Origin of the sequence: Streptococcus sp. HMSC062D07 (assembly GCF_001814215.1) — a bacterium.
Lineage (GTDB): Bacteria > Bacillota > Bacilli > Lactobacillales > Streptococcaceae > Streptococcus > Streptococcus infantis_I.
This window is the reverse complement of the sequence record NZ_KV815334.1, coordinates 150,032-170,076: the sequence shown is the minus strand read 5'-3', so window position 1 is coordinate 170,076 and position 20,045 is coordinate 150,032. Positions and strand designations below refer to the sequence as shown.

At 39.5% G+C, this 20,045-nt stretch carries 16 protein-coding genes; 2 read left to right on the top strand and 14 right to left on the bottom strand.

The window, feature by feature from the left end; genetic code table 11:
• Nucleotides 1-104 precede the first annotated feature (104 nt).
• Nucleotides 105-305, bottom strand: a complete 201-nt coding sequence (locus tag HMPREF2957_RS07580; RefSeq protein WP_000796543.1) for a type II toxin-antitoxin system antitoxin — start codon at nt 303-305, stop codon at nt 105-107.
• A 2-nt stretch (nt 306-307) separates the two neighbouring features.
• Nucleotides 308-1,315, bottom strand: a complete 1,008-nt coding sequence (locus HMPREF2957_RS07575) for an SPFH domain-containing protein (RefSeq protein ID WP_070678671.1) — start codon at nt 1,313-1,315, stop codon at nt 308-310.
• Nucleotides 1,316-1,499: 184 nt separating this feature from the next.
• On the opposite strand from HMPREF2957_RS07575, the gene ilvD reads away from it, so the two are divergent.
• The gene (ilvD, locus tag HMPREF2957_RS07570) at nt 1,500-3,203 is read left to right on the top strand and encodes a dihydroxy-acid dehydratase (RefSeq protein WP_070678668.1); all 1,704 of its coding nucleotides are present in this window, start codon (nt 1,500-1,502) and stop codon (nt 3,201-3,203) included.
• 106 nt (nt 3,204-3,309) lie between these two features.
• Here the strand turns inward: ilvD and HMPREF2957_RS07565 are convergent, their stop codons facing one another.
• The 6 genes from HMPREF2957_RS07565 to tgt all read right to left on the bottom strand — a co-directional run bounded on the left by HMPREF2957_RS07565 (nt 3,310) and on the right by tgt (nt 13,223).
• Nucleotides 3,310-5,910, bottom strand: coding sequence for a YfhO family protein (locus HMPREF2957_RS07565; RefSeq protein WP_070678665.1), 2,601 nt, complete (start codon nt 5,908-5,910; stop codon nt 3,310-3,312).
• A 20-nt stretch (nt 5,911-5,930) separates the two neighbouring features.
• Nucleotides 5,931-8,549, bottom strand: a complete 2,619-nt coding sequence (locus tag HMPREF2957_RS07560) for a YfhO family protein (protein WP_070678662.1) — start codon at nt 8,547-8,549, stop codon at nt 5,931-5,933.
• Nucleotides 8,539-9,489: a glycosyltransferase PgfS gene (gene pgfS / locus HMPREF2957_RS07555; RefSeq protein ID WP_004250666.1), complete on the bottom strand. Its 951-nt coding sequence runs from the start codon at nt 9,487-9,489 to the stop codon at nt 8,539-8,541. Before pgfS ends, HMPREF2957_RS07560 begins: the two co-directional genes overlap by 11 nt.
• Nucleotides 9,490-9,669: 180 nt before the next feature.
• Nucleotides 9,670-10,011 (bottom strand): metal-sulfur cluster assembly factor, encoded by a 342-nt coding sequence (locus tag HMPREF2957_RS07550; protein WP_004250665.1) that lies wholly within the window; start codon nt 10,009-10,011, stop codon nt 9,670-9,672.
• 117 nt (nt 10,012-10,128) lie between these two features.
• A complete protein-coding gene (locus HMPREF2957_RS07545; protein WP_070678659.1) occupies nt 10,129-11,946 on the bottom strand; it encodes an acyltransferase family protein in 1,818 nt (605 codons plus the stop codon).
• Between the two features lie 134 nt (nt 11,947-12,080).
• The gene (gene tgt / locus HMPREF2957_RS07540) at nt 12,081-13,223 is read right to left on the bottom strand and encodes a tRNA guanosine(34) transglycosylase Tgt (RefSeq protein ID WP_016466286.1); all 1,143 of its coding nucleotides are present in this window, start codon (nt 13,221-13,223) and stop codon (nt 12,081-12,083) included.
• Nucleotides 13,224-13,339: 116 nt separating this feature from the next.
• On the opposite strand from tgt, the gene HMPREF2957_RS07535 reads away from it, so the two are divergent.
• The gene (locus tag HMPREF2957_RS07535; protein ID WP_070678656.1) at nt 13,340-14,197 is read left to right on the top strand and encodes a DUF975 family protein; all 858 of its coding nucleotides are present in this window, start codon (nt 13,340-13,342) and stop codon (nt 14,195-14,197) included.
• Between the two features lie 46 nt (nt 14,198-14,243).
• Here the strand turns inward: HMPREF2957_RS07535 and HMPREF2957_RS07530 are convergent, their stop codons facing one another.
• The 6 genes from HMPREF2957_RS07530 to thrC all read right to left on the bottom strand — a co-directional run bounded on the left by HMPREF2957_RS07530 (nt 14,244) and on the right by thrC (nt 20,001).
• A complete protein-coding gene (locus HMPREF2957_RS07530) occupies nt 14,244-14,606 on the bottom strand; it encodes a DUF1304 domain-containing protein (protein ID WP_070678653.1) in 363 nt (120 codons plus the stop codon).
• A 10-nt stretch (nt 14,607-14,616) separates the two neighbouring features.
• Nucleotides 14,617-15,042 (bottom strand): MarR family winged helix-turn-helix transcriptional regulator, encoded by a 426-nt coding sequence (locus HMPREF2957_RS07525; protein WP_070678650.1) that lies wholly within the window; start codon nt 15,040-15,042, stop codon nt 14,617-14,619.
• 228 nt (nt 15,043-15,270) lie between these two features.
• The gene (locus HMPREF2957_RS07520; RefSeq protein ID WP_070678647.1) at nt 15,271-16,380 is read right to left on the bottom strand and encodes a LysM peptidoglycan-binding domain-containing protein; all 1,110 of its coding nucleotides are present in this window, start codon (nt 16,378-16,380) and stop codon (nt 15,271-15,273) included.
• A gap of 177 nt (nt 16,381-16,557) precedes the next feature.
• A complete protein-coding gene (locus HMPREF2957_RS07515) occupies nt 16,558-17,172 on the bottom strand; it encodes an HAD family hydrolase (RefSeq protein WP_070678644.1) in 615 nt (204 codons plus the stop codon).
• Nucleotides 17,173-17,175: 3 nt separating this feature from the next.
• On the bottom strand, nt 17,176-18,456 hold the full coding sequence (locus tag HMPREF2957_RS07510; protein ID WP_070678641.1) for an MATE family efflux transporter: 1,281 nt from the start codon (nt 18,454-18,456) through the stop codon (nt 17,176-17,178).
• Nucleotides 18,457-18,516: 60 nt separating this feature from the next.
• Nucleotides 18,517-20,001, bottom strand: coding sequence for a threonine synthase (gene thrC / locus HMPREF2957_RS07505; RefSeq protein ID WP_070678638.1), 1,485 nt, complete (start codon nt 19,999-20,001; stop codon nt 18,517-18,519).
• Nucleotides 20,002-20,045 lie beyond the last annotated feature (44 nt).

Below are 20,045 nucleotides of genomic sequence, written 5' to 3'. Positions count from 1 at the left end.
TCATCAACTTTAATAGTATATCAAAACTTTTTTGTAAAGTAAAGTTACTTGACAAAAAAAGATTAAAAAATTTTCCTATCCAATCTTATGAATAGGAAAATAGACTAAATATCAATCTCGAATGGTTCATCAATGGTCTCTGAGACGTATTTTCCGTCTTTTTTTCGTTGTTTGACGCATTCGGTGAGAAGATATTCGATTTGCCCGTTAACTGATCGGAAGTCATCTTCTGCCCATGATGCGAGTGCAGCATATAACTTATTCGAGAGTCGAAGGGGGATTTGCTTTTTTTTAGCTTCTGCCATTTCTAATAAAGGCTTCCTGTATTGACAATTGGTTGTGCATCATGATTGCCACAGAGAACGACTAGGAGATTTGAAACCATCGCTGCTTTACGCTCTTCATCTAGTTCAACCAACTCTCCTTCATTAAGACGTTCCAGTGCCATTTCAACCATTCCTACAGCGCCGTCTACAATCATTTTACGTGCATCGATAATGGCTGATGCTTGTTGACGTTGAAGCATGACAGCAGCAATTTCTGGAGCGTAAGCTAAGTAAGTAATACGTGCTTCAAGAATTTCCAAACCAGCATCCTCTACGCGACTTTGGATTTCTTCACGAATACGCTTAGCTACAATCTCACTAGAACCGCGGAGGCTTCCTTCATCGGCTTGCCCATCACCTGTAGTATCCACATTCGGAGACACATCGTAAGGATAGATGCGGACAATATTACGAAGGGCGCTATCACACTGCAATGAAAGATATTCTTTATAGTTATCAACGTTGAAGACTGCTTTGGCTGTATCAACAACTCTCCAAGTTACCGCGATTCCAATTTCAACAGGATTACCTAAGCAATCGTTAATCTTTTGACGAGAATTACTCAAAGTCATAACTTTGAGAGAAATCTGTTTCTTGCCAATTTCAATGTTTACATCATTGCCATTTGATGATTTCATCCCTGAAAAAGGTGATTTTGTGCTAACATCACCACTTTGACCAAGTCGAGTGTGGTTTGCAGGGTTGACTGCTATGCTAAAAGGATTGACAAAGTAAAAACCAGGTTCTTTGATGGTACCTGTATAATTACCAAAGAGGGTCAAAACCAGAGCTTCCTGAGGTTTGACTACTTTTAGGCCAGCATGAGCTAGAACTGAAATTAAGATTAATAAAAGACCGATAATAATTCCAAAAATATTTTCTGAACCAGCACCGATTACAAATATAAAAATGCCAAGTACGAGTGCCAATTCGATAAGTATCAAGGCTACTACACCATTTGGTTTTGAATTTATTAGTTTTTCATTCATCAGAATGACCTCCTGTATTTGATATCTAAATGATATCACTTTAATTTTAAATGTCAACAAAAATATGCAATCTTTTTTAAGAAGATTTCAATGTATTGAATTTTCTGAAAATTCAAGGATTTTCTTCTGTTATTCATGCGAAAAATGTGCTATAATGGTAAAAACTGAAATGGGAGGGACTTGAATGACAGAATTAAATAAACGTCACCGCAGCAGCATTTATGACAGCATGGTTAAATCACCAAACCGTGCCATGCTTCGTGCGACTGGTATGACAGATAAGGACTTTGAAACACCGATTGTAGGGGTCATTTCAACCTGGGCAGAAAACACTCCATGTAATATTCACTTGCATGACTTTGGTAAACTTGCAAAAGAAGGTGTCAAATCTGCTGGTGCTTGGCCGGTTCAATTTGGAACCATTACGGTAGCTGATGGGATTGCTATGGGAACACCTGGTATGCGCTTCTCTTTGACATCTCGTGATATCATTGCGGACTCTATCGAAGCTGCTATGGGTGGTCACAACGTGGATGCCTTTGTGGCTATCGGTGGCTGTGACAAGAACATGCCTGGTTCTATGATTGCCATTGCCAATATGGATATCCCAGCTATTTTCGCCTATGGTGGTACTATTGCACCGGGAAATCTTGATGGCAAAGACATCGACTTGGTTTCTGTATTTGAAGGTATCGGTAAATGGAACCACGGTGATATGACGGCTGAAGACGTCAAACGTCTCGAATGTAATGCCTGCCCTGGCCCTGGTGGTTGCGGTGGTATGTATACAGCAAATACAATGGCTACTGCTATCGAAGTTTTGGGTATGAGCTTGCCAGGTTCTTCTTCTCACCCTGCAGAATCTGCCGATAAGAAGGAAGATATCGAAGCAGCTGGACGTGCTGTCGTCAAAATGCTTGAACTTGGTATCAAACCATCTGATATCTTGACTCGTGAAGCCTTTGAAGATGCCATTACAGTTACTATGGCTCTCGGTGGTTCTACAAATGCTACTCTTCACTTGCTCGCCATTGCCCATGCGGCTAATGTTGACTTGTCACTTGAGGACTTCAATACCATCCAAGAGCGTGTACCTCACTTGGCTGACTTGAAACCTTCTGGTCAGTATGTCTTCCAAGACCTCTACGAAGTTGGTGGTGTGCCTGCGGTTATGAAGTACTTGTTGACAAATGGATTCCTTCACGGAGACCGTATCACATGTACTGGTAAAACTGTCGCTGAAAACTTGGCTGATTTTGCAGACCTGACACCAGGTCAAAAAGTTATCATGCCACTTGAAAATCCAAAACGTGAAGATGGTCCGCTTATCATCTTGAACGGTAATCTTGCTCCTGACGGTGCAGTTGCCAAGGTATCCGGTGTTAAAGTACGCCGTCACGTTGGTCCAGCCAAGGTCTTTGACTCAGAAGAAGATGCTATCCAAGCTGTCTTGTCAGATGAAATCGTTGATGGCGACGTAGTCGTTGTTCGTTTCGTTGGACCTAAGGGTGGTCCTGGTATGCCTGAAATGCTATCACTTTCATCAATGATCGTTGGTAAAGGCCAAGGAGACAAGGTTGCCCTCTTGACAGACGGACGCTTCTCTGGTGGTACTTATGGACTGGTTGTTGGACATATTGCTCCTGAAGCTCAGGATGGTGGACCAATTGCCTACCTTCGTACAGGAGATATCGTCACTGTCGACCAAGATACTAAAGAAATTTCTATGGCCGTATCCGAAGAAGAACTTGAAAAACGTAAGGCAGAAACAACCTTGCCACCACTCTATAGCCGTGGTGTCCTCGGTAAGTACGCCCACACCGTATCTTCTGCATCCCGTGGTGCCGTTACAGATTTCTGGAATATGGAACAATCTGGTAAAAAATAAACACTATTACGGATTGCTTTATTACTAACCATTCTAAAAAACATACAAAAAGGATGAAGTTCTTAGGAACTTCATCCTTTTTTATTGGAATAGGCAACAAAATATGTTATCTACTCCACTTTTTTTTTTTCCACAAATAAATGAGTGCGATGAGAGAAGTCATTGAAAGTACTATTCCAGAGTTTAACCCTGGTGGGCTATAACTCCATACAATCTCGTGTTCTCCTTCCGTTAGTGATACACCCATAAAGAAACCAAGCGATTTTTGAACTTCTTGAGCTTGACCATCTACTGTTACACTCCAACCTGAGTGATATGGAATAGTGAAGGTTGCGAAGGATTGTTCACTATTTGGAACATTGACATGTGCTTTCACCGTTGAATTTGAATAGGAATCAATGGTGATATCATGTGTTTTTTTAAACTGTTCCAATGCATTTGTTAGCGTTGGTATATCAATTGAATAAAATTTAAAACCTCGAAAATCCCATTCTTTGGCTTTTCCTTCTTCAAAAGTGAGAGTAATCGTTTGATCTAAGTTTCCATTGCCAAGCATCCAAAATTGATTATCTCGGAATCGATTTTCATAGGGATAACTTAATCCGTTGAGCTTCACCTTCGACTTATTTACCGAACCAGCTTGTCTTTCTGGAATTTCAACAAAGTACAACTTATTTGGTTCAAGAGTCAACTTCCATTCAATGTTAGAAGATTCTCCTTCATTTGATAGAGTGTATTTGTCTCCCGACTTTGTTAAATTCGAGGTAACTGGTTCCCCAACACTCACTTCGCTTAGTGCATTTGCTCCAGATAATCCAATCACTTGTAATAGCTGATTCAAATTGGCAGCGGGTTGATGTGCTTCAAATGAGATATTCGTCGCTGAACTTTCATTAGTTAAATATCCAAGAGAAAAGGCATATGGATTACGATAAACAGCAAAGTTCTTTAACGTACCTACTTTCTCATACAATCCACGAACGTCTGAAAAAATACGTTTTTCATCTCCATCCATCATAAAGTTTGAGATTCCAAAGAATGAATCCAGAATGACATTACGACTTGTATAGTTAACAACTGATTGCGATGACGGCAATCCTAGATAGCTCAATTCCTCAATCAATGAATACTCGAGACTCGAAGTGAAATGTGATACCCCATTATAATTATAGGCAATAGGGAAGTTGGCATGAGACAAGCCCTTATGCATTTCCATCCGTGTAAATACCTTTGAACCGCCGTAACCTTCTTGGTCAAAAGCAGTGGCGTATTCCATTTGACTCTTTAATCCTTCATTACCAATGAAAAAAGGTACCCTTTTTAATCCAACAAAAGAACTGATCATTAGTTCGATAATCACCACTCCGGCCACTAATTGTAACCTACGAACTTTATCTACTTTTCTAAAGAAAAACGCTAATAAGATGGTTGTCCAAAAGCAAAATGCGAGTATTTTCTGCGGCGTTTCAACAAATTGAAGACTTCTTTGAGTCGATAATACAAGTATTGAACCAAACCCAAAAATAGCCACTAGAAACTCGCTTAATCGAAGCTTATCTTTCCATTGTAGTAAGCTTTCTGACGCCAATACCAGCATAAAGCTGTTGGCTACCCATGAATTTCTAAAGAAGAAACCAACGGGACGTTGTCCCATATGCCAAATTTGATCGAAGCCTTGAATAGAGAATGAGAGAAACAACACAAGAAGGACGACTATCGCTGACAACTTCTTAAGGAGAGTAATCTCTTTCTTAGCAAAGAATGTAAACAACCCAAAGAGAGCCAAGCCACCAATATATAGCTGCGGTAGAGCCTTTGGATCACCCCATTCTTTTTCTCCGAAGGATCCTAGAATAAATTTTTGAGGCATTGCTACTACATCATTAACGAAATCCCATGACCATGCGAAGGTACTCCCAGCGCTCGCTTTACTCTCTAACAAGGCACTAAAGACCGGCAATAACCAAAACGCTGCAATTCCTACACCAATTAGTGTAAATAAAGCAACTTTCCCCATTTTTAGTAGCGCCTCAATCAGAGGGTCATCCGTTGAGAAGATAATATAAAACGTATACAGTGCTACAAAAAGGCACATCATATAGCCTGTATAGAAATTCGTAATCAAACTAATGGAAAGAAAAATCGGTAATTTAAACGATCGCTTTCCACCCGCAATTTCTTCAATTCCTAAAAGAATCAACGGTACATAAATTAGATTATCTAAGAAATTAGGATTGTACTGTTGCGATACGATAAAGCCACTAAGAGCATACGACGAAGATAATCCTAACGATAACCAGTAATGTTTAGACACTCCTTGAAATTTCTTTTCCAAGAAATACCCAAAGACGACTCCCATTATCCCAGAACGAATTAGTGGGATTACATAACTCAAAATTTGAAATGTTGAAACCGGGAAGATTACGTATAAAAACGTGAATGGACTTAAACTATTAAAACCCCAAACACTTGGCATTGCTCCTCCAAGTGATTTCTCGAAGGACCAAAACAGACCGCCAAAATCTCCACTCCAGAACAGTTTATGTAATCCGATATATAGCGGAAAATATTGTGCAAGAAAGTCTCCACTATGTATCGAATTTTGTGAAAAGGGAGTCAACCCTAAACAAAGGAAGACCCCTAACATAACCATAAATGGAACAAAGAACAGCGAACTATATTTTAATTTCATTTTTGAAATTTTCATTATAGTCTACTCCCACTATATTAAATCCATTTTTTGTAAATTGCAAATCCATAAAGAGCGATAGATACGGTTGAGATTATAAAACCTAAAACAAATCCATCTGGCAAGTAACTCATTTCAACTGTATGCTCACCTGGCGTAATTTTATATGCCAACAGGCTATCCCAAACTCTTGCAGTTTCAACTACTTTTCCATCTACTTTAACAGTCCAACCTTTTTCAAATGGAATACTTGTCATCATCCAGGTACTGTCATCAGTAATATTCACTGTCCCTTTAAAACTACGATTATCCCAATGAGACAATTTTATTCCTTGAAGCTGACGTTCTTGAATAATACGATTTACTAATGCACCATTTGAACGAGCTAATCGTAATCCAGATAAGTCATATTCATTATCCGTTTCAATTTCAATCGTTAAATCTACAGGTTGGCCAGCAGAATTATGCGCAATTTGTATGAACTGTGTTTGTTGAAATTTATCTTGGAATTCGTAATTTTTGCCATTCAACAAGATACGAACTTTGTTTTTATCTGTATGAGATAATTTTTGCGGAATTGATACCCAATAATCTTCAGCAGATTGAGGTAATAAGTGATAGGTAATCGTTCCTGGTTTAGATGAATCAATTCGTTTGTAAGTTTCTGGTTTAGATGATTCCATATTATCTAACTTCAATTCATTTGCTGCTAATATAGCTAAATAATAATCGCTCGTCGCTCCCATTGCTTGTACTATCTTATTTTGATTTTGAATCGGTTGGTGGTTCTCTAATTTTACATTCACCGTTGCATCATTAACACCATAAGCAATTGGTAAAATCAAATCTGTCTCGAAAGTCTTTGTTCTAGCAGCTTCATAAACAGGTTCTTTTGTCGTAATATCTTTACGCGTTACCATATTTCCGAATACATACAACTTGGATGTATCCGGATAGTCCTCTTTAAGCACTGGTTTTGGAGTCACTAAGTATTTCACTGAGAAGAGTGCATCTTGTAGCGGAGTTCCTTGATAGTAGGTCGTTGCGTTAATTCCATTATTTCCTAAACGGTCAAATAAATCTCGCGTACTATTTTCTAAGTTGGAACTAAAAATTGATAAGCCAGGATAATCCACCATGAATGGATCATTCTTACTTAGATTAAATGATTTATTAATTCTGTAAAAATCACTGTGGTCAGGTCGAATAGGGTTAATAGCATCCTTTAATTGTAAAACAGCATCGTGATACTTGTAGGCATCTGTATAGCCAACACGTGATTGAACAAGTGCTGCATTAGCTGTTAACTCAACTACAGTCAAAGCAGCTATAATCATCCAAGCTCTTTTTACTTTAGGATAGAATAAAGCCCCAAGCAGAACCACAAAAATCAAAATCGTTGCAAGACGTTGCCAAACTGTTAAGAAAGAGTGTTGTTGTAACTGTACAATAGAAAAGATAACTGCACCGCTAATCAGCAGGAAGCTAGCTTCTCTTTTAGTAAATTTCTCCACTTCTCGTAGACTTAGATAAGCCAAATAAACTAAAAAGAAAGCAATAATCCATGAGAATCGATAGAAAAATCCAGCAGGATTTTGTCCCATATGCCACAACTTACTTGTAAATTCATGGGCACAAGAAATCAAAAACACTACGAGAACAAAACTTGCTGCAATTTTACTCCATTTTGAAATCTTACTTGAAATAAAGTAATAAAGTGTTCCTAGTAAACCAAAGCTAGCCACATATATATTTGGCAAGTTAGGTCCAGCTGGCCAAGAAGTATTATCAAAAGCTCCTAAAAAGAGTTTTGCTAAAATCTCAAACGGATTGATTTGTAACTTCCAATCAAATCTCAGAGTGCTTTGCAAGCCCCCTTTTGTTGATACCAAACTAATCAGAATTGGGAGCAATACAGCTGATACTATTCCAACAGCTAGTATAGATGCGGCAGCTAATTTCCCCAGTCTTGTTAGAATAACCTTTTTATTTCTTAAATTCTCTGAACGAATAATGTAGAACAAAGCATAAATGACCACAAAAATGCAGGTCATATAACCCATGTAAAATTGAACAAAGAGAGATAATGCCAGCATGCCAATATAGCCTCTTGGAGACTTATTATCTAGTACTTGTTCAACCCCAATTAAAACTAATGGAAGCATGATCATTCCATCATAGAAAATTGGGTTCATTTGATAACTAACATTAAACCCATTTAATGCGTAGATGGTAGCGACGATTGGAACCAAGTAGGCCTTATTCTTTAATCCATCATATCGTTTAACCAAGAAATGTGCCATGGTTAATCCCATCGCTCCATAACGTAAGGCAATAACAATTGGAACCACCCATTGGAAATTTTCTTCAGAGGTTAATAGAAAGAGTAAGTTAAATGGACTCAACAAGTTGAAGCCCCAAATCCCTAACATCCCCCCTCCAATGGATTTAGAGAAAGAGTAGAAGAAACTACTCCAATCGCCATTTAAAAATAAATGTTTGAAATAAGCATATAAGCCAATATACTGTGCGTTAAAGTCAACCGCCATGAGTGACTTTGTCCCGAAAGGAAAGAAGCCATCAATAGCCCAAGCTACAAACATAATGAGCATAGGCGCAATAAAACTTGCTAGATAGACTTTTTTCTTAGTCGTCATTTTGCTCTCCTTTCACAGTAATGTTCGTTTGGTCAACAAGATAATGTGGACGTTTCTTCACTTCATAATAAATCTTACCGATATATTCTCCGAGTACCCCAATAGAAATCAATTGAATTCCACCAAAGAGAACGACTGAGAAGATTGTAGTAAAGTATCCACTCACGAGTGAATCCGGTACTACGAGATATTGGATAAAGGTCCAAAGAACATAAACCAATGAAATTAATAAGCAGAATAAACCAAAATTAATACACATACGTAGAGGTTTATCGTTGAATGATAAAATCCCTTGAATCGCATAGTTCAATGAGAACTTCAACGAGTATTTTGTTTCACCTACAGTACGAACTTGGTTTTCATATTCGATAACTTTTTCGTTAAAGCCGATCCAAGCAAAAATTCCTTTAGAAAAACGATTGTATTCTTGCATAGATATAATGGCGTTTACAACTTTACGGCTAAACAATCGGAATTCAGAGACTCCGTCCATTAGCTCGATATCCATCATTTTATTGGCAAGTTTATAAAAATGTTTAGCTAAAAAAGTACGGTGACGTTTTTCTCCTGTACGTGTACGACGAGCACTTACAACATCGTATCCTTGCTCATAAGCTTCAATCATTTGTGGAAGCATTGCTGGTGGATGCTGCAAATCTCCATCCATTAGAATAACTGCTTCTCCTGTTGCATATTCAAGCCCTGCAATAGTTCCAGCTTCTTTCCCGAAATTCCGACTGAAGCTGATGTATTTAACACGTGAATCGCCAGCTGCGATGGCTAACATACGTTCAAAAGTACGATCCTTACTTCCGTCATTAATAAAAATAATTTCAAATTCCGCCTTTGTAATTTGATTGATTTCTTTAACCAATTCATCATACATCTTCTGAATCATATTCTCTTCGTTATAAAACGGAATTACTACAGATAATTTCATATCTATTCTACCTTATTCTTTTTATTATAATCACTTCTACTATAATAACATTTTTTTGAGTGAAGTGGTTACTCTTAACAAAAATTTTTGTTTATTGTATGAAATAAATAAACAAAAAAAAAGAAAAATATAAATCAGGTCTTTAATCCCGATTCATAATTCATCTTATCACTCTATTTTTTATCGCGGAGGCAACCCTAAGGCTATACGTCCATAACGACTAATGCGTGTAATCTTCCATGCTGGAGACCAGGTAACCTCAACCTTGACATCCTCAATCCCATCAATTTGTTTTAAACCTGCCACAATCTCGATTGGTAGACTTTCTGCACAGTCACAGGCAGTATCAGTGAAGGTCATAACAACTGTACAAAGGCCAGCCTCATCTAAATGAATCTCATAAATCAATCCAAGATTGTATACATCTAACTCTACATCTGTATCATAAACTTTTTCGAGTACTTCAATGATTTGATCTTCCAATGCTAGAGCACGGTCATTAATCTTGATGTCTTCTCTCATTGCATTCCCTCCATTTTTTGATTGTTCCTATTTTCTCATAATTCTGACAATTTGGCAAGTTTTTCCCAATTCTCGTTAAAGCAAAAAAGTAGAGATACAATCTCTACTTTTTAGTGATTATTTTGATTTGACAGGTTTGTCTGCAAGAGCTTTAACAGCAGCATTAATGGTTTCTGCGTAAAGTTTTGCTCCTTCATCCTGCTTGGTCGTATCACTACCGAAGTGAACCTGGTCTGTTCCCTTCCAAATATCTGGATGATCTTTAGCGACTTGGTTCCAATCTGCTAGTGCTATATATGAATATTTTTGTGCCAGTTCACGCGCATAGCTTGCATACTGCTCAACATAAGGTTGTGTTTCCTGCGTTGTGTCTCCCTCGTATGGAGTAACTAAAACAAGTTGATGTCCTTTTGGAAGGTTTGTTATCAGCAGATCCAAATCAGCTTTATAATTTTCAGGATTATTAACGCCAGTCGCAATGACTACAATTTTAGGCAAGGCTTTATTCTGACTGTAATTCAACATCAATTCATTTGCCTGTTTGGTATTTCGACTGATCTGACCATCAATCTGCGCATCTGGTAAGATTTCTTTTAGTCCATCTGAAGCACGCAAGGTTACTGAATCACCAATGATGGATACACCCTCAGCTATATTATAGCGACTGGCTTCTGCTTGATCTGCCATGGTTTTTGTTCGGTTTATATTGGTTTGCGCCTGATTGAGACCATTAACCATCAAATTCGTTTCAAATGCACCGACTTGAGGGGCTATCAGTATCACGATTAAAGTAATCAAACTAAGCACTCCTGCACTACCAGCAAAAATTGGTTTAATGTGCGGAATTTCTTTTGCCTTTTGCAAGAGGTCAGTAGATTTTCCTGCTACTAAAGGTTCGATGATATAGAAAGAAAGGGTTGCGAAGATATAAGAGAAGATGGTGGTTAAAATCACTGCCGGAATATTTCCCATTAACTGTGAGAAAATAATATAGAACGGCCAGTGGAAAAGATAGACAGCATAGCTTGTATCCGCTAAAAAGCTGATAATCTTTGGCTCTTTGATGGTCGGTGTTTTCTCATGCAAGACGCGTGCCGCAACAATCATCAGAAGCGCTGCTAAACTTGCAAACAAGAAGCCGAGTAAATAGGCAAAGAGATATGTAAATTTCACAAAGAAGGTCAGTAATAGCAAGACTCCGAGCCCAGCTCCAAAGACTAGCAAAGTCTGCTTCAAATCCAAGCTTCTATTCAAACGTTTAAAAAGTGGCGTTGCATGACGAACCCCTATTACGGTAGCAAGCACACTACCTAAGAAGAATGGATAAACATGAGTTAAGCTTGAAAAGTATACTGTTGAGTAAGAACTCACAATAAAACTACCGATAAACATCGAAAGGAAGCTGACGATAAAGGCAGCTGATGAAAGTAGAAAGATTGTTCCTCGTAGTTGTCCGCTTGATTTTGCTCGCTTAGATAGGAACCAGACTGCCAAGCCCCACAAGATATAATAATGAACTTCAACAGCTAAGCTCCAGTTGTGAACAAAGAGGTGAGGGATAAACTGAGATTCATAACTTCCTCCTGTCAGCATTTCATAGAAGTTAGTCATAAAGCCTAGAACACCAGCAATCTGCCCACCAATTCCTGCCACATAATCTTGGCGAACCAAGAAGGTGAATGGCATGATGACAAGAATCATTAAAACAACTGGTGGAAAAATTCGATAGAAACGTCTTCTAAAAAATCCTAAGATATCAATCTTCCCTTTTTGTCCAAATTCTTCTAATAAAAGTGATGTAATCAGAAAACCTGAGAAGGTAAAGAAGACGTCAACCCCGAAGAAACCTCCTGGGAAAGCCGTTTGAAAGAAATGATACAAGAGTACCAAAAGCAAACCTGTAATCCTAATCAAGGAAAACCATTTAATACGCATACGAGTCTATTCTCCATTCGTTAGATTGGCGAGAAAAGCCATCTAACTTTCATTCATAGTACCTTTATTTTATCAAAAAAAACAGAAAAATCCTAAGATAAAACTTAGGATTTTTAGTGGATTTAAAGCCAAATTTAGAAATTTCTCCCTGACTTGTTATAACCATATTTTTCAACAAAATGTTCACGAAATTCCAGGAGATTATCATCCATGATGGCCTGGCGAACCTGCTTCATGAGATTGAGCAAGAAATACAGGTTATGGTAACTTGTCAAGCGGATACCAAAGGTTTCATCTGCCTTAAGCAAATGGCGTAGATAAGCACGGGTATAATTCTTACATGTGTAGCAGTCACACTCTGGATCAAGTGGTGTAAAGTCCTCCGCAAACTGAGCATTCTTGACTACCAAGCGACCTTGACTGGTCATACAAGTCCCGTTACGAGCGATACGAGTCGGCAAGACACAGTCAAACATATCGACACCACGGATAACACCATCAATCAAGCTATCTGGCGCTCCTACTCCCATCAAGTAACGAGGTTTGTTCTCAGGAAGCAGTTGGGTCGTAAAGTCCAAAACTGCATTCATCTCTTCGTGGGTTTCTCCAACTGCTAGTCCACCGATAGAGTAGCCTGGGAAGTCCATACTTACAAGGTCTTGAGCTGATTGACGACGCAGATCTTCAAATCCTGCTCCTTGTACAATCCCAAATAAACCTTGGTCATGCGGACGACGGTGAGCCTTTAAACCACGCTCTGCCCAACGGCTAGTACGTTCAATCGATTTTTTCACATAATCATAAGGTTGATAAAATTGGGGACATTCGTCAAAGGACATCATGATGTCTGAGCCCAGATTGTTCTGGATAGAAATAGCTTTTTCAGGCGAAAGGAACATCTTAGAACCGTTGAGGTGGTTCTTGAAGGTTACCCCTTCTTCTGTAATATTACGGCTGTCTGCTAGAGAATACACTTGGAATCCACCGCTATCCGTTAAGATTGGTTGGTCCCAATTCATGAACTTGTGAAGACCTCCAGCACGGGCAATGAGTTCGTCCCCAGGGCGAAGCCACAAGTGATAAGTGTTAGATAGGATAATTCCTGAACCCATCTCTTTCAACTCTTCTGGCGACTGAGTCTTGACCGTTGCCTGAGTCCCTACTGGCATGAACATAGGCGTTGGGAAGGTACCATGGGGTGTGATAATCTCACCCAAACGAGCTCCTGTGTGTTTTTCTTTTTTTATCAATCGATATTTGATTGGCGAATCTGACATTTTTTACCTCCGAAGCTGGGAAAGACAGTCCCAGTTCTTACTTTGCGCCCAGGGGCATACTGTATGATTCTATCAAAAAAAACAGGAACTGTCACGAACTATGGTATAATGAAAGAATGAAGTACCCAAAAATTAATTTAAAAGAAGTTCGCGAGCAGGCTAGACAATTTCAAACCGAGCACCCTCGCTTGCTGCTTGTCTTTTTATTACCAAGTATTCTCTTTATTCTATCGAGCTTTATCAGACCTTTATCTCTACTTGATGAAGGCATTCTTGAACAGTCCTTCTTGAGTTTTCTAGGGATTACAATCCAGTCTGCTCTCTTTCCGATAGCCGTTGGATTTACAAGTTCCATCATCCTAGCTGGTGCCCTCTTTACCACGATTAATCTTTACAGAATTTCTGAGATAGAGCTTTCCTTTAAAGATAGCCTGTCCTTGCTTGACAACCGCTTCTTTACCCAAACATTTCTAACACTCTTACTCAAGCGTTTCTACCTCTTTTTATGGAGCATCCCTAATCTTTTTGGAGTCTACTTGCTCTTTTATAGCAGTGCCATGGCTCGTAAATTTGTGGAACTTCATCCTGAATTTCCATCTGTCGACGTCACCAATCCAGATATCGAACACTTCCTACTGACTTTCGCTCTCTATTTCTTTGGTAGCGTCCTAGTAATGATTTTGGGAACCATTATCTATCTGCCACAATATTATGCCTATTCCCAAGTTGAACTACTTTTATGTGACACCCTTGCAATCGGAATTGCCAAACCTAGCCGTGTGCTGCATACCAGCCGCTTTCTCATGAAAGGCTATAAGTTCCAACGCTTTGTCCTTGATTTACAGCTACTTCCTTGGTATATCCTCATCTGGATTAGCTTTGGAATCGCAAGTATCTCTATCTTCCCTTATATCTATAGTAGCCAAATCTTCTTCTATCAAAGACTACTTGAAATTAAGCGGAGAAAAGTTTAAGATCAGTTATTAAAAAGCAGCACCTTCATAGAAAGTGCTGGTTTTTTTATTTTAATAAGAGGATACTCAAAAGTGTTAAGATTGCTGGGCCACCTTGCTTTAGAATGATTTTTTTATCTGCTGTTAAAGCGCCATAAGTCGCTGCTCCTATGACAAACAAAACAAAGATTGTTACGATTTCTAAGCTATGCGAGAAATAAATCCCATAGATAAGAAACACCCCAATCAAAGCATTATAAATCCCTTGATTTTTAAACAGTGAGGCAACAGATGGTCGAGTCAACTCTTCCTTTCCCATATTAAAGACCCGGCTAGTTGCGTCTGATTGGGTTACCATACTCTCCAAATAAAAGATATAAAAATGTTCGAGGGCAACAATAGTTGCTAAAACAGTAGTAATGATTGACATAGTGTTCTCCTTAAAATTCTATTTTTTCTAAACCTGAGACTAGTTTTGTCAGTAAGGTTGTCAGTTCTTTCTGCTCACCAGGCGATAAGGTGCTCTCCATCTGTTCCTTCACATTCAAATGATATCTAGGCGGATTGACCAAGAGTTGATTCTTGGCTTCTTGGGTTAATTCAACAAGGACTTCTCGCTGATTGATTGGATTACGCTTACGACTGACATAACCCTCTGACTCTAAAACCTTAAAATGACGGGTCAAAGCTGCCTGGTCAATCTGTAACTTCTCCTGAACGGCAGTTTGGTTACACGGTGACTTTTGCAATAAAAACTGCAGAATTTGATAGCGGGTCAAACTAATTCCCAATTGTTTCTCAAAAAGTTGAGTAATGGTCTGATCTACTAAATGGAGCTGGTACAGTAAGTCGTTAATTTTTTTCATTTCTACCTCCCTGCGTAAACTTGATTTATCAACTATTGACTTATCAAGTATAGTGCAGAAAGATTAAAAACGCAACTATTTTGCTCACTCCGTTAAATTTATCTCCTAGCCTCAATCCCAGAAAACTAGGTTTCCAAATTTTATGTCTGGAGTTTATCTTTGCTATCTAAGAATTTGAAAATAAAAAAGAAGTGGAAACTGAATCAGTTCCCAACTTCTCATTCATTATTAGTTCATTGATACGTGAACGTGGTCATAGTGGTTTTCTGTTATGCTACCACGATCTGGCATTGGATTCCAAGTGTAAGCTGGTCCGTATTTGCTATCAAATGGTGCGTAGAAACGTTGTTTCCAGATGATGTAGCTGATGCCACGACTAGCCATATTTTGGATAGCATAATCTGCAATTTGATCACCGAGAGCTGAACTTGCTGGAACCATGAAGTCAATAGCAAGACCTTTTCCGTGGTCACCTGGATCTCCTGGACGGTAACCACTAAATGATGTGATACCAAACAAGTTAGCTACTTCTTCTTTAAATGCAGCTGTTTGTGGTTGAAGGCCTGCATTTTCAGATTTTGTTGCTGCAATAGTTGCATAATCAGGAGCCGCTGGCGCTGTATAAGTTGCCGATGCACCTTGGCTTGGTTCAGCTTGGTAAGTTGCTGGAGCTGATTGAGCTTCTGTTACAGCCTCAGTTGTTGCTTCTGTTGTAGTTGTCTCCTCAACAGTAGTCGTTGTTTCTTCAACTGTTGTAGTTGGTTCAGCGGCCGTAGTTGTTTCCTCAACTGTAGTTGTTGGTTCAGCGACCGTAGTTGTTTCTTCAACGACAGGTGCCGCAGATTCAGTAGTTGCTTCTGCTGTTGTTGCTTCTGACGATACTGTAGTTTCTGCTACAGCTTCAGTTTCTTCAACTGGTTGTGTCAAATCTTCGACTTGAACAGTTTGTTCATCTACTGTTACTTGATTCGTTGTTAAATCTGCTGTTGCACTTGCTACATCAGAACCAAATTCTTGAGGTGTATAAACCTCAACCTCTGTTACTTCTTCATTTTCGTTAACAGTTGTAGTCAGTACAGTTTCTGGGAAAATCAAGTCAATATTTGTGATTTTGTTCAAGTTTGCAAGGACATTTAAGTCTACTCCCAAAGCCTCTGCAATCGTGCTTAGGGTATCTCCGTACTTAATTGTGTAACTTGTTTTATTTTCGCTTTTAGCAACATCGTTTTGAATTTGCTCAACTGAACGTGGTGACCATACAATTTCTTCTGCTTGAGTCGCCAAGGTAGGGGCAAGTGATAAAGCTACTGTTGATGCTAAAATAATTCGTTTCTTCATACTATTCAAACTCCTTTTCAAATGTAGTACCTTTCTATCATAACATAAAGAAAAAAGAAAAAAAGCCCTTTGGGGGCTATTTAATAAAACTGTCTAGTCTCTGTAACAAACCACATTAATTGAAATAGTATGTATGAATTTTGTCACAAAGCTGACATATTCTCTTTCATAAAACTTTCATAAAGAGAGAGAAGGAATATCCGCTAAACAAGAAATCTGATGATTGCAATCCACCGGAGTTCCAAGGAAATTGATACTCTGGATGCCACTGTTTTGAGCAAATTCGATATCCAAAGTACGGTCCCCTATATAAAAGGTGCGGTCTGGTTTTAAATGGTATTTACTGATAAGGTAGGTCGCTGCTTCTGGACTTGGTTTACGAGCAAAACCGCTCTGGCTTGTCAAAATTTCTGTGAAATAAACATCCAAGCCCAAATCTCGTAAAATAGTCAAGGCATTATCACCTTTGTGGGTGTAGACAAATTGCTGAATTCCTTGCTGATTTGCCCAGGCTAAAACCTCGCGCGCCCCCGGCATCAAGACGACCTGGGCATTCTTTTCAGCCAAGCTCTGAGCACGGACTTGATTGAGCCTATCAACATCTAAGCCTCTTTCTTCTGCCACTTGCACTAGTAAATCCTGGACAGAGTATTTCAAGATAAAAGCTCGAACTTTTTCCTTGTCAAAAGGAATGGAAAACTGTGCATAGGTCTCCTCAATTCCTGACAAAATAGCTTCATAGGAGTCCAATAAGGTCCCGTCTAAATCCCAAATAAAAGCCGTTTCTTGCATTTCTTATCCTTTCGATGTCATATAAACTTGATAACGATAGCGTAGGAACATCCAACGGAAACCATTATCCAAAAGCGTTCCTGCCCAAATACCAGGCAAGCCCCAACCAAGAACAATTCCCATCAGGTAGCCTGTTCCGATACGGATACACCACATCCCGATACTTGTTGCATAAAAGGGAAGGCGGGCATTTCCCAAACCCTGCCAGACAGCTGTATAAATGACTGTCCCCGTCGTCATAGGAGTCCCTAGTAGAGAGAACAGCGTCACTAAAACACTGGCTTTAATAGCCGCAGAATCACTGGTGTAGAGGTAACTTAGTGGTGTTCCGAGAGCATAGATACTAAGCGTCAAGGGCAACATGAGAAAGAGGGATAGCCAAAAAGTTTGCCTACTGAGCTTGTCCACCCTTGCCCAATCATTCTCCCCTACTGCTCGGGCCACCTGCATAACTGTTGCCGTAGCAACACCAAAAGCAGGTATATAGTTGAACTGAGTCAAAACTTCACCGATAGCATTTCCCGCGACTGCCTCCGTACCAAAGGAAACAACCAAGGCAATTATGACTACATCACCAGCCCTCATCATGAGACGTTCTCCCGCTGCAGGTAAAGCCAAGGTCAGCAGGTCTTTATCCAGCCCAAACGTCGGTCTCATATATGGAAGTTTTAATTGTGACCACAAAATCACAACCCCGACCAACCGAGACAAAATAGTCCCCCAAGCTACACCAGCTATCCCCATATCAAGGATAAAAATGGCGACACTTGAAAAAACAATATTTAAAGCATTGGATAAAAAACTAACATAAAGCGGCAGTCGAGGATTGTGGGTAGCGCGAATCAAGGCCCCTAAACTAGTCATTAAGCCCAGGAGAACGATTGTCCCGCCAACTAAAGATAGGTATAAGCCTCCACTTTCAGCCACAACCTGTTCAGTACCCAAAAGACCAATCATCTCTTGACCTGCAAAGATGGACAAGCTACCTAAAATTAAACTCAATAGCAAGGTTATCTTGAGAGCTTCTGTCACATGGTAGGCTAGTCTAGACTGATCTTTCTGTCCCACACTTTTTGATATAACACTAGAAATTGCTGCTCCCAAGGCAATAAAAATAGCCTGATAAATGGTGATAATATTTCCAGCTACAGACACACCCGAAATGGCGATCAACCCCAGATTAGCTACCAAGTAGCTATCGACCATCCCCATGAGCATCTGCAAGAAATTTTCACCCATGGCAGGTAAAGCTATGTTGAGAATATCCTTATTTTTCTTAAACAATCCTTCCTCCTGATGAAAAGAAACTCAGTTAGTTTCCCAACCGAGTTTACTTCCTCTCTTTTAAAGTCCTAAATAAGATTCTACTGCTGCCTGCATATCTGCCACTGCAACAGTTGTCTTGTGACGAACTGGAGCTGTTTCAAGGCCATCAACTGCTGGTGGCACTGCCACTCCTGAAATTTCGTGCAACTGAGCCAAAGCCTCAAAGTCGGTCAAGCCTGATTTCCCTGTTACAGCTTCTACTGCAACTACTGGGAATTTATATGGACTAGCTGTTGAAGCAATCACGGTCTTAGCCACATCGCCTGTCCCCGCTTGATATTTTTTATATACGGCTGAGGCAACTGCTGTATGAGGGTCCTCAATATAAGAATCTGACTCATAAACACGCTTGATTTCTGCTGCTGTTTCTGCTTCCGTAGCATACTCTGCTGCAAAAAGGTCAAGAATCTCTGCATCAAAATCTGTCAATTCATACTGACCTTGGCTATTCAAAGCATTCATGAGTTCAGCTGTCTTAACCGCATCATTATCCAAAAGATGGAAAATCAAGCGCTCCAAGTTTGAAGACACTAAGATATCCATAGATGGACTAGTGGTTACCTTAAACTCACGCTTCTTGTCATAAACACGAGTTTTAAAGAAATCTGTCAAGACATTGTTGTCATTTGAAGCACAGATTAACTTGCCAACTGGTAGACCGATTTGTTTTGCGTAAAAGGCAGCTAAGATATTTCCAAAGTTCCCTGTCGGTACGGTGAAGTTAACCTTATCACCTGCATTAATTTCGCCAGTTTTAACAAGCTGAGCGTAGGCATAAACATAATAGACAATCTGTGGGACCAAACGACCAATATTCATAGAGTTAGCTGATGAAAACTGGAGCTTGTTGGCTGCCAATTTCTCACGAAGAGCTACATCATTGAACATATGTTTCACATTGGTTTGAGCATCGTCAAAGTTTCCATCAATAGCGATAACATGGGTATTTTCGCCCGTTTGAGTGGTCATTTGCAACTCTTGTACCTTACTGACACCGTCTTTTGGATAAAAGACGATAATTTCAGTACCTGGAACATCTGCAAAACCTGCCATAGCAGCTTTCCCAGTATCTCCAGATGTTGCTGTCAAGATGACTATCTTGTTTTCCAAGCCGTGTTTCTTAGCTGCCGTTGTCATAAAGTATGGCAAGATAGACAAGGCCATATCTTTAAAGGCAATGGTTGAACCGTGGAAAAGTTCCAAGTTGTATTGGCCATCAAGTTTTACAAGAGGGGCAATTGCTGGTGTATCAAACTTGCTGTCATAGGCGTTGGTGATACAGTAGTCCAACTCTTCTACTGTAAAGTCATCCAAGAAAGCTGACAAGACAAGCTTGGCCACTTCTTGATAAGAAGCGTCTTTCAATGTGTCAAAATCCAAATCCACCTTTGGATAGCTCACTGGAGTAAACAAGCCTCCATCTGTTGCCAAGCCTTGCAAAATCGCTTGGCTGGCTGTTACGGTATTGTTCGCATCACGCGTTGATTGATAAACTAATGTCATAAATCTCTATCCTTTATCTATAGTCTCATTCATTATAACATGAT

Excerpts from the sequence above, each read along its gene's own strand:
- HMPREF2957_RS07550 (WP_004250665.1), bottom strand. The coding sequence starts at position 10,011 with ATGAGAGAAGACATCAAGATTAATGACCGTGCTCTAGCATTGGAAGAT.
- HMPREF2957_RS07565 (WP_070678665.1), bottom strand. The coding sequence starts at position 5,910 with ATGAAAATTTCAAAAATGAAATTAAAATATAGTTCGCTGTTCTTTGTT.
- HMPREF2957_RS07545 (WP_070678659.1), bottom strand. The coding sequence starts at position 11,946 with ATGCGTATTAAATGGTTTTCCTTGATTAGGATTACAGGTTTGCTTTTG.
- ilvD (WP_070678668.1), top strand. The coding sequence starts at position 1,500 with ATGACAGAATTAAATAAACGTCACCGCAGCAGCATTTATGACAGCATG.
- HMPREF2957_RS07535 (WP_070678656.1), top strand. The coding sequence starts at position 13,340 with ATGAAGTACCCAAAAATTAATTTAAAAGAAGTTCGCGAGCAGGCTAGA.
- HMPREF2957_RS07515 (WP_070678644.1), bottom strand. The coding sequence starts at position 17,172 with ATGCAAGAAACGGCTTTTATTTGGGATTTAGACGGGACCTTATTGGAC.
- HMPREF2957_RS07530 (WP_070678653.1), bottom strand. The coding sequence starts at position 14,606 with ATGTCAATCATTACTACTGTTTTAGCAACTATTGTTGCCCTCGAACAT.
- HMPREF2957_RS07560 (WP_070678662.1), bottom strand. The coding sequence starts at position 8,549 with ATGACGACTAAGAAAAAAGTCTATCTAGCAAGTTTTATTGCGCCTATG.
- tgt (WP_016466286.1), bottom strand. The coding sequence starts at position 13,223 with ATGTCAGATTCGCCAATCAAATATCGATTGATAAAAAAAGAAAAACAC.
- HMPREF2957_RS07580 (WP_000796543.1), bottom strand. The coding sequence starts at position 305 with ATGGCAGAAGCTAAAAAAAAGCAAATCCCCCTTCGACTCTCGAATAAG.
- pgfS (WP_004250666.1), bottom strand. The coding sequence starts at position 9,489 with ATGAAATTATCTGTAGTAATTCCGTTTTATAACGAAGAGAATATGATT.
- HMPREF2957_RS07525 (WP_070678650.1), bottom strand. The coding sequence starts at position 15,042 with ATGAAAAAAATTAACGACTTACTGTACCAGCTCCATTTAGTAGATCAG.
- HMPREF2957_RS07520 (WP_070678647.1), bottom strand. The coding sequence starts at position 16,380 with ATGAAGAAACGAATTATTTTAGCATCAACAGTAGCTTTATCACTTGCC.
- thrC (WP_070678638.1), bottom strand. The coding sequence starts at position 20,001 with ATGACATTAGTTTATCAATCAACGCGTGATGCGAACAATACCGTAACA.
- HMPREF2957_RS07575 (WP_070678671.1), bottom strand. The coding sequence starts at position 1,315 with ATGAATGAAAAACTAATAAATTCAAAACCAAATGGTGTAGTAGCCTTG.